Source organism: Pseudomonas sp. NPDC089530 (assembly GCF_050280705.1).
In the GTDB taxonomy this organism is placed as follows: Bacteria; Pseudomonadota; Gammaproteobacteria; order Pseudomonadales; family Pseudomonadaceae; genus Aquipseudomonas.
The window spans coordinates 1-15601 of record NZ_JBNNVU010000115.1 but is presented as its reverse complement, the minus strand read 5'-3'; the positions used below and the strand labels follow the sequence as shown (position 1 = coordinate 15601).

At 63.8% G+C, this 15601-nt stretch carries 8 protein-coding genes and 3 pseudogenes; 5 read left to right on the top strand and 6 right to left on the bottom strand.

Features of this window, described 5'->3' with window-relative positions; genetic code table 11:
• The 5 genes and pseudogenes from ACQKQA_RS27100 to ACQKQA_RS27080 form a co-directional block, all read left to right on the top strand.
• Positions 1 to 87 (top strand): annotated as a pseudogene (locus ACQKQA_RS27100) (hypothetical protein); the annotation flags it as partial.
• Position 88: 1 nt separating this feature from the next.
• Positions 89 to 679 (top strand): annotated as a pseudogene (locus ACQKQA_RS27095) (methyl-accepting chemotaxis protein); the annotation flags it as partial.
• A 30-nt stretch (positions 680 to 709) separates the two neighbouring features.
• Positions 710 to 6667 (top strand): Hpt domain-containing protein, encoded by a 5958-nt coding sequence (locus ACQKQA_RS27090; protein ID WP_427564224.1) that lies wholly within the window; start codon positions 710 to 712, stop codon positions 6665 to 6667.
• The gene (locus tag ACQKQA_RS27085) at positions 6660 to 7115 is read left to right on the top strand and encodes a chemotaxis protein CheW (RefSeq protein ID WP_427564222.1); all 456 of its coding nucleotides are present in this window, start codon (positions 6660 to 6662) and stop codon (positions 7113 to 7115) included. Before ACQKQA_RS27090 ends, ACQKQA_RS27085 begins: the two co-directional genes overlap by 8 nt.
• A 636-nt stretch (positions 7116 to 7751) precedes the next feature.
• Positions 7752 to 8012 carry a hypothetical protein gene (locus ACQKQA_RS27080; protein WP_427564220.1) on the top strand — a complete coding sequence of 87 codons (261 nt, stop codon included), beginning with the start codon at positions 7752 to 7754 and terminating at the stop codon, positions 8010 to 8012.
• A 213-nt stretch (positions 8013 to 8225) separates the two neighbouring features.
• On the opposite strand, the gene ACQKQA_RS27075 is transcribed toward ACQKQA_RS27080, so the two are convergent.
• The 6 genes and pseudogenes from ACQKQA_RS27075 to ACQKQA_RS27050 form a co-directional block, all read right to left on the bottom strand.
• Positions 8226 to 9143 carry a DUF6708 domain-containing protein gene (locus tag ACQKQA_RS27075; protein ID WP_427564219.1) on the bottom strand — a complete coding sequence of 306 codons (918 nt, stop codon included), beginning with the start codon at positions 9141 to 9143 and terminating at the stop codon, positions 8226 to 8228.
• Positions 9144 to 9159: 16 nt separating this feature from the next.
• The gene (locus ACQKQA_RS27070; RefSeq protein WP_427564217.1) at positions 9160 to 10080 is read right to left on the bottom strand and encodes a DUF6708 domain-containing protein; all 921 of its coding nucleotides are present in this window, start codon (positions 10078 to 10080) and stop codon (positions 9160 to 9162) included.
• Between the two features lie 16 nt (positions 10081 to 10096).
• Entirely contained in the window at positions 10097 to 11035 is a 939-nt protein-coding gene (locus tag ACQKQA_RS27065) for a DUF6708 domain-containing protein (RefSeq protein WP_427564215.1), read from the bottom strand.
• Positions 11032 to 14310, bottom strand: coding sequence for a toxin VasX (locus ACQKQA_RS27060; RefSeq protein WP_427564213.1), 3279 nt, complete (start codon positions 14308 to 14310; stop codon positions 11032 to 11034). The genes ACQKQA_RS27065 and ACQKQA_RS27060 overlap by 4 nt, the downstream gene beginning before the upstream one ends.
• Positions 14307 to 15173: a DUF4123 domain-containing protein gene (locus ACQKQA_RS27055; protein WP_427564211.1), complete on the bottom strand. Its 867-nt coding sequence runs from the start codon at positions 15171 to 15173 to the stop codon at positions 14307 to 14309. The genes ACQKQA_RS27060 and ACQKQA_RS27055 overlap by 4 nt, the downstream gene beginning before the upstream one ends.
• Positions 15170 to 15601: pseudogene (locus ACQKQA_RS27050) on the bottom strand (type VI secretion system tip protein VgrG); the annotation flags it as partial. The pseudogene ACQKQA_RS27050 and the gene ACQKQA_RS27055, both read right to left, overlap by 4 nt.

The following is a 15601-nucleotide window of genomic DNA, read 5'->3' as shown; positions in this document are numbered from 1 at the left end:
GACAAGGGTTTCCGGCCGATGGTGGTGGGCGACGGGATCAACGATTCCCTGGCGCTCAAGGCCGGCGTGGTCGGTGTGGCCATGGGCCGCCAAGCGCATCAAGCGCCTGGGCGAGTCCTCCCAGGAAATTGGCGACATTGTCAGCCTGATCGATGACATTGCCGACCAGACCAACATCCTGGCGCTCAACGCGGCGATCCAGGCCTCCATGGCTGGGGATGCCGGCCGTGGCTTCGCGGTGGTGGCCGACGAGGTGCAGCGCCTGGCGGAGCGTTCCTCGGCGGCGACCCGGCAGATCGAGACCCTGGTGCGGGCGATCCAGACCGACACCAACGAGGCGGTGATCTCCATGGAACAGACCACCTCGGAAGTGGTGCGCGGCGCCCGGCTGGCGCAGGATGCCGGGGTGGCCCTGGAAGAAATCGAAGGCGTTTCCAAGACCCTGGCGGCGCTGATCCAGAGCATTTCCAACGCCGCCCAGCAGCAGACCACCTCGGCCGGGCAGATATCCTTGACGATGAACGTGATCCAGCAGATTACTTCACAGACTTCGTCCGGCTCGACCGCGACGGCCGAAAGCATCGGCAACCTGGCGAAAATGGCCAGCCAACTGCGGCGCTCGGTGTCCGGGTTCACCTTGCCGGCCAGTCGCGAGCAGACGCCGCGGGACAACCGCTGAGGCCGGAGCACGACTTTGATGGGAATGGTTATGGGTGATCGGCGCGACTATGTGGCCCTGGAGTGGGTCAAGGGCGAAATTGCCGAAACGCTGAAGCAGGCCCACCAGGCGCTCGATCGTCTGGTCGACGAGCCGCAGGCGGTGGCCGCCCTCGACCAGTGCCTGGATTGCATCCATCAGGTCCACGGCAGCCTGCAGATGGTCGAGTTCTATGGCGCGGCGCTGTTCGCCGAAGAGATGGAAGCCCTGGCCCTGGCCCTGCGCGAGTCCCGCGTGGCCCAGCGCGACGAGGCGATCTACCTGCTGCGCCAAGCCATCAGCCAGTTGCCGCCCTACCTCGACCGGGTACAGGGCGCCCGCCGCGACCTGCCGCTGGTGGTACTGCCGCTGCTCAACGACCTGCGCAGCGCCCGGGGCGAAAGCCTGCTGACCGAAACCAGCCTGTTCAGCCCGCAACTGCCGGACCTGCCGGCGCTGGACGAAGCGACGCTGAACCGCCTGGCGCCCCCCGACCTGACCATCCTGCTGCGCAAGTTGCGGCACATGCTGCAGACCGCGCTGGTCGACCTGCTGCGCGAACAGGATGTGAAAGCCAGCCTGGGCTACATGTCCAAGGTCTTCGAGCGTCTCCAGCTGTTGTGCCAGAACGCCCCGTTGGGGCCGTTGTGGCAGATCGCCCTGGCCCTGGTGGAAGGCATGGGCAGTGGGGCGATCGCCAACAGCCCGGCGGTGCGCAGCCTGCTCAAGGATGCCGACCGCGAACTCAAGCGCCTCTATGAACAGGGTATTGCCGGGATCAACCAGCCGGCCCCCGACGAACTGCTGAAAAGCCTGCTGTTCTACATCGCCAAAGCCCGTTATCCCACCGCACAGATGCAGACCATGAAAGACGCCTACGGACTCGATGACGCTGTGCCCGACAACGCGCTGGTCGACCAGGAGCGGGCTCGCATGGTCGGCCCGGACCGCGACGCCATGCGCTCGGTGCTGGCGGCCCTGTGCGAGGAATTGGTGCGGGTCAAGGAGCGCCTGGACCTGTTCGTGCGCAGCGACCGCCAGCACGCCTCGGACCTGGACAGCCTGCTGGCGCCCCTGCGGCAGATCGCCGACACCCTGGCGGTGCTGGGTTTCGGCCAGCCGCGCAAGGTCATCATCGACCAACTGGCTGTGGTGCTGAGCCTGGCCCAGGGCCAGCGCGAACCGAATGACGCGGTGCTGATGGACGTGGCCGGGGCCCTGCTGTACGTCGAGGCGACCCTGGCCGGCATGGTCGGCCCGGCCGAGCCCGAGAGCCGCGAGGACAGCCGCCTGCCCACCACCGACCTGACCCAGATCCACCAACTGGTGATCAAGGAGGCGTGGATCTGCCTGCAGCAGGCCAAGGACCTGATCATCGACTGCATCGACGCCGGCTGGGACCGTGAACGCTTGCAGGCGCTGCCGGAGCTGTTGACCCAGGTCCGCGGCGCCCTGGAGATGATCCCCCTGGGCCGGGCGGCGGGCCTGCTGCAGGCCTGCATCGGTTTCGTGCGCGAACACCTGCTGGCGGACCCGCGCCAGCCCGGCTGGCAGCAGTTGGACAACCTGGCCGACGTGATCACCAGCATCGAGTACTACCTGGAGCGTCTGAGCGACGATCACCAGGCGCCGGGGGAAAAGATCCTCGACGTGGCCGAGCGGGGCCTGGCTGCCCTGGGCTATGCGCCGCAAGAGCAGGCCCCGGACGAGCAGGCGCCGGCCGAACAGGTGCCGCTGCTCAGCGATGTGCTCAGCCCCAGCGAAGCCCTGGTGATGCAGGACCTGCAGGAACTGGACAGCCCGGAAGTGGCGCAGTCCCTGGCCGAGGTGCTGGCCAGCCCGGTCTCGGTCCTCAACCCGCCGGCGCTGGATACACCGGGCAGCCTGTTGCCGCCGCCGGGCGACGAAGCACCGGTGGACGACGAACTGCGCGAGGTGTTCCTCGAAGAAACCGATGAAGTGCTCGACGTGTTGCGCGAGTATCTGCCGCGCTGGGCCGCCGACCCCCATGGCAAGGCCCTGGGCGAAGTGCGCCGGGCTTTTCATACCCTCAAGGGCAGCGGGCGGATGGTGCGCGCGCTGGTACTGGGCGAACTGGCCTGGGCCATGGAAAACCTGCTCAACCGCGTGCTGGAGCACAGCGTGGAGCCTGGCCCCGAGGTGCGGCAACTGCTCGACGAGGTGCTGCAACTGCTGCCGGAACTGGTCGCCGAGTTCGCCGCCCAGGCCCAGCGCCAGCGCGACGATGTCGACCGCCTGGCGGCCCGGGCGCACGCCCTGGCCAAGGGCGACACCGCGCTGCCAGCGGGCCAGGGCCAGGACGGCGGGCTCGATCCGCAGTTGCTGGAGATCTTTCGCAACGAAGCCGAAACCCACCTGGAGAGCATCAACCGCTTTCTCGACCAGGCCGCCGAGCAGTTGCCCCTGCAGGCCAGCGACGAATTGCAGCGCGCCCTGCACACCCTCAAGGGCAGCGCCCATATGGCCGGCGTGCTGCCGATCGCCGAGCTGGCGGCGCCCCTGGACTTGCTGGCCCGGGAATACCGCGCGCACCTGATGGCCCTGGACCTGGACGAAATCGAGCTGCTGCAGGCCGCCGAGGGCCTGTTCCGTCGCGGCCTGCGCCAGCTGGGCAACAATCCGCTGACGCCCATCGAGGGCGCGGGCGAGTTGATCGAGCGGGTCCGGGCGCTGGCCGCGGAGCGCCTGGAAACGCTGCACAACACCCCCAACACCGGGCTGCGGGTCAAGCGCGATGCGCAATTGATCAGCAACTTCCTGGGCCAGGGCATGGACATCCTGCTGGATGCCGAAAACCTCTTGCGCCGCTGGCGGCAGCACCCCGGCGAACGCCAGGAACTCAGCGACCTGCTGGATGAGCTGACCACCCTCGGCGAAGGCGCGCACCTGGCGGACCTGCAGCCGATGGACGAGCTGTGCGAGGCGCTGCTGGACCTGTACGGCGCCGTGGAAGAAAGCAGCCTGGTGGTCGGCGAGCGGTTTTTCCATGAGGCGGAAAAGGCCCACGAAGCCCTGATCAACATGCTCGACGAACTGGCCGCCGGGCAGGAAGTCAGCCCGCAACCGGCGCTGATCCGCGCCTTGCGCCAGTTGCTGGAGGAAGGCCTCGACCCGGCGGCCATGGGCCTGATCCGCAGCGACGGCAGCCGCACCCTGAGCATCACCGAGCTGACCGGTGCCACCGCCGAGCTGGAGCGGGAGGCGCAGATCGAGGTGGAGGGCCCGGACGCTGAAATCGTGGCGATCTTCCTCGAAGAGGCGGTGGATATCCTCGACAGCGCCGGGCAAGCGCTGGAACGCTGGCTGGCCGATCCGGACAACGGCGCGCCGCTGTCGTCCCTGCAGCGCGACCTGCACACCCTCAAGGGCGGCGCGCGGATGGCCGAAGTCGGGCCGGTGGGCGACCTGGCCCAGGAGCTGGAAAACCTCTACGAAGGCCTGGTGGACCGCCGTTATCAGCATGGTGAGGCCCTGGCCGATCTGCTGCGGCGCAGCCATGCCCAGCTGGCGCTGCTGCTGCAGCAGTTGCAGGCGCAGCAGGCGCTGAGCGATCCCAAGGCGCTGATCGAAGCGATCCGCGGCTTTCGCCAGCGCAGCGGGGTCACCGCCGAAGTACCCGAGGCCGCAGTGGCCGACGATTCGGCGGCGCACGACCCGGAGCTGCTGGAGATCTTCCTCGAAGAAGGCTTCGACATCCTCGACAGTTCGGGGGCGGCCCTGAGCCGCTGGCAGGCCGAGCCGACCAGCCGCCAGGAAGTGGAAACCCTGCTGCGCGACCTGCACACCCTCAAGGGCGGCGCGCGCATGGTGGAGATCGCGCCCATCGGCGACCTGGCCCATGAACTGGAATTTCTCTACGAAGGCCTGTCCAGCGGCCTGTTGCAGGCGACGCCGGCACTGTTCGGCCTGTTGCAGAAAAGCCATGATCGGCTGGCGCAGATGCTCGACGCCGCCCGGGCCGAACAGCCGATCAAGTCGGCCGACAGCCTGATCGAGGCGATTCGCGGTTTCACCCACCCGGCCCAGGCTGTCACGCCGCCCCTGGCGCTGCCCGACCTCACGGCGGCGGCCAAGCCCGAACCGCCAGTGGCGCCAGCCGAAGCCGCGGTGGCCGGGGATATGGTCAAGGTCTCGGCCGAGTTGCTCGACGACCTGGTCAACCTGGCGGGGGAGACCTCGATCTTCCGTGGGCGCATCGAGCAGCAGGTCAACGATGCGCGGGTGGCCCTGAACGAAATGGAGACCACCATCGAGCGTATCCGCGACCAGTTGCGGCGCCTGGACACCGAGACCCAGGGGCGGATTCTCAGCCGCCAGCAGGTCGAGGCCGAGCGCCTGGGCTACGAGGAGTTCGACCCGCTGGAGATGGACCGCCATTCGCAGTTGCAGCAGCTGTCGCGGGCCCTGTTCGAGTCGGCGTCCGACCTGCTCGACCTCAAGGAGACCCTGGATCGGCGCAACCAGGACGCGGAAAACCTGTTGCAGCAGCAGGGGCGGGTCAACACCGAGCTGCAGGAAGGCCTGATGCGCACGCGCATGGTGCCGTTCGAGCGCCTGGTGCCACGTCTCAAGCGCATCGTCCGCCAGGTGGCCGAGGAGCTGGGCAAGGACGTGGCGTTCAGCGTCGGCAACGCCGAGGGCGAGATGGACCGCAACGTGTTGGAGCGCATGGTCGCGCCCCTGGAGCACATGCTGCGCAATGCCGTCGACCATGGCCTGGAGTCCGCCGAGGTGCGCCGCGCCGCGGGCAAGCCGGCGCAGGGGCGGATCACCCTGGACCTGTCCCACGAAGGCGGCGATATCGTCTTCGACATGCGCGACGACGGCGCCGGCGTGCCGCTGGACGCGGTGCGACGCAAGGCGATCAAGCGCGGCCTGCTCGACCCCAACGTCGAGATCAGCGACCGCGACGTACTGCAATTCATCATGCAGCCGGGGTTTTCCACGGCGGAGAAGATCACCCAGATTTCCGGGCGCGGGGTGGGCATGGACGTGGTCCATGAAGAAGTGCGCCAGCTCGGCGGTTCGATGACCATCGACTCGATCCCGGGGCAGGGCGTGCATTTCCGTATTCGCCTGCCGTTCACCGTGTCGGTCAACCGGGCGCTGATGGTGCAGTGCCAGGACGAGCAGTACGCGATCCCGCTGAACACCATCGAAGGCATCGTCCGGGTCCTGCCCCACGAACTGGAAAGCCACTACCAGCTCGATCCACCTCACTACGAATACGCCGGCCAGCGTTACCAGCTGTGCTACCTCGGCGAGCTAGTGCATACCGTGCCCCGGCCGAAGCTGTTGGGGCAGAGCCTGCCGCTGCCGGTGCTGCTGGTGCATTACAACGAACACCGGATCGCGGTGCAGGTGGATGCCATGGCCGGCACCCGGGAAATCGTGGTCAAGAGCCTGGGGCCGCAGTTCGCGGCGGTGCAGGGGCTGTCCGGCGCGACCATTCTCGGCGATGGCCGGGTGGTGCTGATTCTCGACCTGCTGGCGCATATCCGCGCCCTGCAAACCCGCCTGCCGCTGCCGCGGGCGGCGGTCGGCGACGAAGCGCCGGTGGAGGCCGAGCCGCTGCGGCCGAGGCTGGTGCTGGTGGTGGACGATTCGGTGACGGTGCGCAAAGTCACCAGCCGCCTGCTGGAGCGCCACGGCATGAACGTGCTGACCGCCAAGGACGGGGTCGACGCCATGGCGCTGCTGCAGGAGCACACCCCGGACCTGATGTTGCTGGACATCGAAATGCCGCGCATGGACGGCTTCGAGGTGGCGCAGCAGGTGCGCGCCGACCCGCGCCTGCGGCAGCTGCCGATCATCATGATCACCTCGCGTACCGGGCAGAAACACCGCGACCGGGCGATGGCCATCGGGGTCAACGATTACCTCGGCAAGCCTTACCAGGAGTCGGTGCTGCTGGAGAGCATCGCCCAGTGGAGCAGACCCCATGCATGACTACCGCGCCAGCTTCCTCACCGGATTGCTGCTGCCCTTGGCCGACCGCACGCTGATCCTGCCCAACGTCGCGGTGGCCGAATTGATCGACTACCAGCGCGGCGAGCCGGCCAGCGATGCGCCGCCTTGGTACCTGCGCCCGGTGGCCTGGCGCGATCGTCAGTTGCCGTTGATCAGCTTCGAAGCCGCCTGTGGCCAGCCCATCGTCATCGGCGAACGGGCGCGCATCGTGGTGCTCAATGCCCTGGGCGGTCGGCCTGAGTTGAAGTTTATCGCCCTGGTGATCCAGGGTATTCCGCGCTCCTGTCGGCTCGACAGCCAGTTGAGTTATGTCGATGTGCCGTTGGCGCCGCTGGAGAAAGCGGCGGTGCAGGTGGGGGAGCAGGTGGCGAAGATTCCGGACTTGTTGGGGTTGGAGGAAATGTTGGTGGCGGCGGGATTGCGGTAGCCACGGTTTTTCGGTGCTCAGCTACTTGTAGGAGCGAGGCTTGCCCGCGATGGCGGTGGTGCTGGCGCTGCATTTTTTGGACGGTGTACATATCCATTGCTGCGGTAACGGCGACTTACGGTTCCGCCCTTACGGCGGATCACTCACTCGGCCTGCCGAAGGGGCGGGTAGATCAAAAGCCAGATCAAAAGCCGAACGCGACCTACCGGTCGGCGCTGATCCTGTAGCCGCTGCCGAGCCCGCGAGGCTGCGAACGAGGACGCAGTCCTCGCCAAACCTGGCGACGCAGTCTGTCGGGAGGAATGGGGTATCCGCCTTTGCGCCCGCTTCGTCGGAATGCCGCCCAGGTCGATCGCAGCCTCGCTATGGCTCGGCAGCGGCTACACGGGGGCTGGGGTGTTAGCAGAGATTTCGGTTGTAGGGAGTGGCAACAGTTTGCCGGTTGCTGGGGCGGGTTTCAGGCTCCATAGTCCGGGCTGTCGCCGACGCATCGGTGGCCGATCTTAGCCGGTTGAAACTGTTCACGGACCTACAGATATCTCCGTAGACGGAGTTGTCTTTTCTCACTTACGGTCGTGCACAGAAAGATGGAATTGCGGTTTAACCTGTTTCTCGACCGGCCAAGGAGCTAGACCTATGACTGAATTCATCCCGCTGCAAAGCAATCTCACCTCCACCCCGGTGCTTTACCTCAATCCCAAGGCCCCTGTGGCCGACTTGCACGGTTGTGCCGTGCAGCGCGTCAAAGCCACCCGCGACCTGATGCACAGCTTGAACTGCCTGAGCCTCAAAGGCGTAAACGACCAGGACCTGCAACACATCGTCAATGCGGCTCATCTGTTGTTGCAGGACGGCTGCGATGCGCTGGATGCGTTGCAGTGGCGCATAGAGCGCTAAAAGCAAAACCGGTTTCGGGCGCAAGCATCACGGCTTACGCCCGGAGGCGGCTTGGCTATATCGTGAAACACCTCGTTTTTGCGCCAGATGGTATTGAGCACATCCTTGGGCGTTTGCCCTGTCGGGATGGCCGGGGGCGCCAGATAGTCATCTTGCGAGAGCAGTCCCTTGCGGCTGCCGGGTGTGGCTGAAGTCATGCCTGAACCTTAGCGGTCATGCGATTTGTGCCTCTTTCTCCAGCTCGGCTTCTCGCAGGCGGATGGCTTGTTCCAGTTCGGCAGAACGTTGAGCCCATTGCTCGGGAGGTAGGGGTTTTGACCATTCGACGATGGCGGGATCGGTCAGTTCTGGCGGTGGCGCGAGTTTCCAGTTCTGCAGTTTTTCGGCCAAGTAAGTACCTAGGAACACAATGAAAAACAGCCCATGCAACACGTCGAGAATGTCGCCCTTGAACAGGCTGGTCACAATGGAGCCGATCTGCGTTTCGGCGTAAGGCCTACGGCCCAACCGGCTATCTGGAACAGCATCTGCCCCGATTTCCATATAGCTGCGCATGCATTCCCACAGACTCATGGCCGTTTCACCACCGCCGCAGCTGAAGCTCAAGCTGAAGTCGCGCTCTGTCTCTGGTGCATTCGGATCGGGATTGTTAAAGCCCACCACCAACAAGCCTTGAGTGGTCTTACCGTGCTGGCCCACTGAGTGCATGGCTATGGCTTGGGCAGTGACTTGCTCCCAGGGCACGATCCAATAGCGGCCATCTTTGAACGGCACGCACACTTCACGGCGTTGGCGGTTGAAGCGAACAGGGAGAGGTACAGGGCGGCTCAAAATGTAAATGAGCATTAGTATTGGAAAACCGCCAAAACACATGAACAGATACCAATAGCCTGCATCGAACGACCCTCCATCCAGAGGCGGCATAAACCAAAGAATGAGTAGTAGGGGAGTCCACATAACCATGACAAAGGAGCCGATGCTGTAGGAGCCAATATCGAGAAACACCTCGTTTTTGCGCCAGATGGTATTGAGCACATCCTTGGGCGTTTGCCCTGTCGGAATGGCTGGCGGCGCCAGACAGTCCTCTCGCGAGAGCAGTCCCTTGCGGCTGCCGGGCGTGGCTGAAGTCATGCCTGAACCTTAGCGGTCATGCGGCTTGTGCCTCTTTCTCCAGCTCGGCTTCTCGCAGGCGGATGGCTTGTTCCAGTTCGGCAGAACGTTGCGCCCATTGCTCGGGAGGTAGGGGTTTTGACCATTCGACGATGGCGGGATCGATCAGTTCTGGCGGTGGCGCGAGTTTCCAGTTCTGCAGTTTTTCGGCCAAGTAAGTACCTAGGAACACAATGAAAAACAGCCCATGCAACACGTCGAGAATGTCGCCCTTGAACAGGCTGGTCACAATGGAGCCGATCTGCGTTTCGGCATAAGGCTTACGGCCCAACCGACTATCCGGAACAGCATCTGCCCCAATTTCCATATAGCTGCGCATGCATTCCCAAAGACTCATCGCCGTTTCCCCTCCTCCGCAGCTGAAACTCAGGCTGAAGTCGCGCTCTATCTCAGGTGCATTTGGATCGGGATTGTGAAAGCCCACCACCAATAAACCTTGGGTGGTTTTGCCGTGCTGGCCCACTGAGTCCAATGCCACCGCCTGGGCCGTGACCTGCTCCCAGGGCACGATCCAGTAACGGCCATCTTTGAATGGCACGCATACCTCACGGCGTTGGCGGTTGAAACGAACAGGAGGAGGAGCGGGCTTGGTCAAGCTATGGAGAATAATAAGAATGGGGATGCCTAGCATGAAAGCGAACATGATCGTCAGCCCCAGGTTTCGCCCTCCAAAACCTCCCGTGTTCCATAAGATCAGTATCGCCACCAACAGCGATGGCCAGATGACCATCACTGCTGAGCCGATACTGTAAGAACCAATATCGAGAAACACCTCGTTCTTGCGCCAGATGGTATTGAGCACATCCTTGGGCGTTTGCCCTGTCGGAATGGCAGGGGGCGCCAGATAGTCCTCTCGCGAGAGCAGTCCCTTGCGGCTGCCGGGCGTGGCTGAAGTCATGCCTGAACCTTAGCGGTCATGCGACGTGTGCCTCTTTCTCCAGCTCGGCCTCTCGCAGGCGGATGGCCTGTTCCAGCTCGGCAGAACGTTGAGCCCATTGCTCGGGCGGCAGGGGCTTGGACCATTCGACAATGGCGGGGGCGGTCAGGTCCGGGGGCGGGATAAGCTTGCGTTCTTGGAGATAGAAGCCCAAAGGCGCACCGAGAAAAACAGTAAAGAAAATGTCCTTGAATGCTGCTTTGAAATCGCCCTTGAGCAGTGATTTCAGTGCGTCAGAGAGGATGCTGAATGTCCAGCCTAGTAGTCCTTTACCCGTGCTTTCCCCTTCAAAATTACATTTTGGGACCGCGTCAGGCCCTACTTCCATATAGCTGCGCATACATTCCCAAAGACTCATGGCCGTCTCACCGCCACCGCAGCTGAAACTCAGGCTGAAGTCGCGCTCCTTCTCAGGTGCGTCGGGATCGGGATTCCGAAAGCCCACCACTAACAAGCCTTGAGTGGTTTTGCCGTGCTGGCCCACGGACGATATGGCAATGGCTTGGGCCGTGACCTGTTCCCAGGGCACGATCCAGTAACGGCCATCTTTGAACGGCACGCACACTTCACGGCGTTGACGGTTGAAGCGGACAGGGGGGGGCACAGGTTTAGTCAGGCTATGTAAAAGGATCAATATCGGGATACCGACCAGAACCAAGGACATAACGACGGTACTCAAAAGCTTTTCAGCATTTCGATCGACATAGATCATGAGCAGACAAAGCAGTACCACCGGCCAAAGCACCATGACAAAGGAGCCGATGCTGTAGGAGCCAATATCGAGAAACACCTCGTTCTTGCGCCAGATGGTGTTGAGCACATCCTTGGGCGTTTGCCCTGTCGGTATGGCTGGCGGCGCCAGATAGTCCTCTCGCGAGAGCAGCCCTTTGCGGCTGCCGGGCGTGGCTGAAGTCATGCCTGATCCTTGGGTTTCAAATAGCTGGCGTTCTGTTGTGGGCCCAGGCGGTGAACGCTGGCCCGATCCAGCTCGGGGGTTGGTTCGCCAGGGCGCAGGGTGATGATCTCGCCATCCGGGCTTAGCAGCCCGCCATTGGGCGACAGGGTATAGGCCAGGCCCTTGGCGCCGCCGATGGTAGCACCGACACCGGCCAGCAGCGCGACAGGGCTGAGGTAACACAGGCGCAATGACAGGCGGGTGAGGGGCCGAGGGAAGTTGCCACTCAGGCGCAGCCCCTGGCCGGCATCGGCAGGGATCCAGCTGCACTGGCTGGCATTCAGCCAGGTGGCGCCGAGGTCGGTCGGAGTACCCCGGGTGCCGGTGCCGAAACCGGCCGAGACAGGGGTCAGGTTGCCACTCATGGCCAGGTCGATTTGTGCGGCGCCGGGAGCTGCGCCGGGCAAGTCGATGGTCAGTTGGCTGATGCCGTCCTGGGTAATAGTGTCACCCAGCGAACCCCTGATGCGCACTTCCTTGGTGTCCATCGCCAGACGTGGCTGGTAGAGCAGCACCAGCAGTTCGTTGATTTCGTCCAGTTGTGCTTGCGGTGCGATTGTTTGGTTAGCGCTTGCTCTGCGATGGGACCAACAGCAGTTGGCCAGGTAATTCTGCAACGGGCTGGCCTGGCGAAACCAGGCGAACAGGTACAGACCGCCGAGCCCCAGCAGCAGCAGGTTAAGCGGCCCCATGCCCAGGCGGAATCGGCGAATGGCTACGGGTGTGCTGATGGTGTTGGCCAGCCGCATGCCGGTCAGGCTCAGGCCAAGCAGGCCTTGAGCGAAGTACACTGCCACCTGACCGGTCACTGCCACTTGCTTAAGTTTTAGCCAGGGATCGATATTTCCTTGGGCACTCTCGATCTGGATATTCAATGAGTTCCATTCGTTGAGCGCAGCAAATCCTGATATGCCACCCACAATCCCCCCAAACAGCGTCAACGTCGGAGCAGTAAAGGAGTAGTGACCTTTCGCCAGAGTCAACTCCTGCAGACCCTTCCCCAAAATCATCCAATTCTGAATCACCGCCCCCAACGCCGCCCCGGCATACAGGTACGCCGACAGGCTGTCCGCCTGCCGCTGCGCATCCGCCCCTTCCAGCGCGGCTGCCTGCCCGGCATAGGTGCCGGCATTGAGCACGTTGACCACCAGCGCCGCCAGCGGCAGCAGGCCGCCCGAGGCCTTGACCGACGGGGCGTTGACAATGCCGTTGACGCGCCCGAGGCTGATGGCCTGGGCGGTATTGCGCGCCCACTGGCTGAGGGCTTCGGCTTTCTGGCCGACCAGGCGCCAGACTTCCAGGCCGTTCTCCACACTGCGCAGCAGACGGGTGTCTTCGCCCAGGCGGATGACCAGAAACAGTCCCATGGCCAGGGCGGTGCCGTTGCGTGTCTGGATCAGGGACGCGCCGAGGCGAGTCACGGTCGCGGCCCACGCCCCTTCGAGGTTGCCGGCCAGCCGTTCGATGTTGCGCAGGGTGTCGGCGTCCAGGGTCTTGGCCGCAGCGGCGCGAGCGTCCGCGAGGTTTTCCATGCCCAGGGCCGTCACCAGTTCATTGAGGCGCGAGGCGTTGTTGACCGCCGCTTCCAGGCTCGGGCTCCAGGCCTGGAACACTAGGCGCAGCAGCCCCGGGTTGTCGCTGCGCACGTAGTCGGCGAACTGTGTGGCCCCCTCGCTGCGGCTGCACTGGGCACTGAGGCAGGCGACGGTCAGGCTTTCCAGCCATTTGAGGTGATCTTCGCTGCCCTGGTCGACGAACCAGGTGCCGCTCTCGTTGCGCGGCAGGTAGGTTTTACGGTCCGCGTACAGCAGGCGGTGGCGTGTCTCCACCTGCTTGAAGTGCTGCGGTGCTTCCTGGTCCAGCCAGTGGTCCATGCTGGCCAGGTCGATGTACTGCCCGACCTTGGTGGCGCCGCGTCCACCCTCCAGGTTGCTGACTTTTTCCTGGCGATACTCACGCACCACCTGTTGCGCCTCGTGATGCAGTTCAGTCGGGATAAAGCTGCGCACCTTGCTCAGTACTGCCTCTTCACGGGCGCGAACCTGGGTCAGCATCGAGTCTGCCTGGGCATGCCCGTACTGTCGGCCGCGTTGCTGATTGATGCGGGTTTCTTCGGCCAGCAGGGTATTGAGCTGCTTCTGGCTGTCGATCAGGGTGCCGCCCTGTTCCGGTGTCAGCTGTAGGTTGTGCTCGCGATAGCGGTAGTTGAGCAGGTTGGCCACTTCTGCGCCGTCTTCGGTGACCATGCTGCGGATAAAGCTGCCGATGGTCTGGCGCAGACTGTTGTCGGCGACCCACTCTTCGTGCTCCGCCTCGACCTTGTTCTGTTCGTGGTCGATGTCGCGCAATACGCCCAGATCATCGTCAAGTGCGGCGAGCACGGCGTAGAGCGGCGCCGACTGGTTCTTGGCGGCGTCCAGCCAGGCCTGGGTAGGGGCCAGCTCCCAAGGGCTGGCGCTCCAGGTTCCGGGCTCGACCAGGGGCTCTCCTGGCGGTTGTGCGGCGGCCGCCTGTTCACGTTCGTGCAGCCACTGTGAGCTGGCGGCGTAGGCCTTGACGTTGTCCTGGGTGGGGGCGTCGTGCACCACCTTGCCCTGTTCTTTCAGACCTTCACGGTAGGTCGCGCCGTTTTGCTGATAGTCATGTGCCAGGGTTTTTTCACGCACCTTGGGCATGAGTTCGGCCACCAGCGCCTGGGCTTTGTCGAGCGGTGGGCAGTGTTTGGCCGACAGGCGCTTGGCGACCTCGGTGAGGCCTATCTGGCGCATGCGCTTGCGCCGCTCTGCTTTGTTCTTCAAGCGTTCACAGGCGTCGTTGCTCAAGGGCACTTCGCTGTAGAGCATCCAGGCATCGGTGTCCTTGTCCAAGGCAATGCCGGCCTTTTCGCCGGCCGTGATGGCGGCATGAGGTTGTGCCAGGGGCTGTTCGAGCAACAAGCCATCGGCCGCCACGGCATAACGTTTGAGCGGTCCTTCGGCATGCCACAGGTAAACGTAACCCGCACGCAGGCGGCGCAACGCCATGGGGTGGCTTTGGGTCGGGCTGGAAGGCTTGAAGTCACTGTGTTCGGCGGCCTGCTCGGCCATGGCATAGCGACAGGGAACAACGAAGACTTGCGGTTGGCGGGCCGGGCAGGTGGTCACCGGACTCGACAAGTCTTCGTTGCCGAACTGACACTGTGCGGCCTGATCAGCGGCAGCCAGGTTGCGGTTTTTGTCGGGCTGGCGGGTGGTCATGAAAAGGACTCCTGGTCCGTCAGTAGCCAATGGCGATGCAGCTCTACCAGCAAGGCATCCAGGCGTTGCGGGGCGTTGAGCGTTGGCTGTTGGAGAATCTCGCGATAGGCCTGGTGTTCGGGCGCCTGTGGAAACGCCGTGCCGTGTTCTGCGATCAGGGCCGCCCAGCGCGAAACCTCGTTGGGCGCCGAATAGCCGTGGCGGGCTGCGCCTTCGCGGCACAATACCGCCCATTCTTGCTGTTCGACTGTCGAGCGTTGGGCCAGGCAGTCGGGGAAGTAGGTGCGCACGTGTTCCAGCAGTTGTTGATCGAAGGCTTCCAGCTGGCCCTGGTTAAGCTGCTGCAACTGCTGCTCATCCAGATACAGCCACGGGCGCTCGGCGTATTGCTGGGCGCTTTGCAGGTCGTGCTCGCGAACGATCCACTGCTCGCCCAGTCCGTCCCTGGCCGGCAGACGCACGCGGCTGACCGGGCCCATCATGCGGTCTTTTTCGGCTGAACCCAGGGCGGGCAGCCAGTGACGCATGACACGTGGGTCGTAGTAGCGAAACAGTAAAGAGGCATTACCGGTCACCCGTACGTGGATCAGGCTGCGCAGATGCTCAGCCAGTTGTTGCAAGGGCGCATCGCTTTCAATCGTCAATCCGGCGTCGTGTTGCCAGTGCTCGGTGAAGGCTTGCTCCAGAGGGCTGTTGGCGCGCAAGGAGACCAGAGCAGGCCCGACGTCGAACAAGGCTTGATAGGGCGTTGCGTGATAGAGCCATTCGAGCGTCGGGCTGTCATCCAGGCTGTACAGGCGGTTCGGCAGGTTTTCGATCTTTGCCCCATCCAGAAGCAAATAACGCGAGGCGTTGCGGCTCATTGGGTGGCCCCCAGTTTTTGGCATATCTCACAGACCGGTTGAGCCGTTGTGGCTGCCCGTTGCAGGGCCTGGCGCAGGGCCGGCACCAGCAATTGCCCGGCTTTGTCCGTATCTGCCTGTTGCAACAGCCCTGGCAGCAACGGCGCTGCTCCGCTGCCGCTACCTGGCGCGCCACCGGAATTTACGTTTACCACCGGCCCGCTGAGGGTCACGCCGCCGGCATCGAGCTTGATAAAGCTGCCACCACCCTTGAGGGTCAGTTCGCTGCCGGCCTCGAGGACGATTTTCAGCCCGCTGTCGAAGTGGATTTCCTGCCCGGCCTCGATGAACTGCCCGGTGCCGATCTTGATGTGCTGGTTGGCGCCGACGGTCAGATGGTCGCTGGCGCGGGCCTCGACCTTGCGGTCGGCGTGCACGGTGTGGTGTTC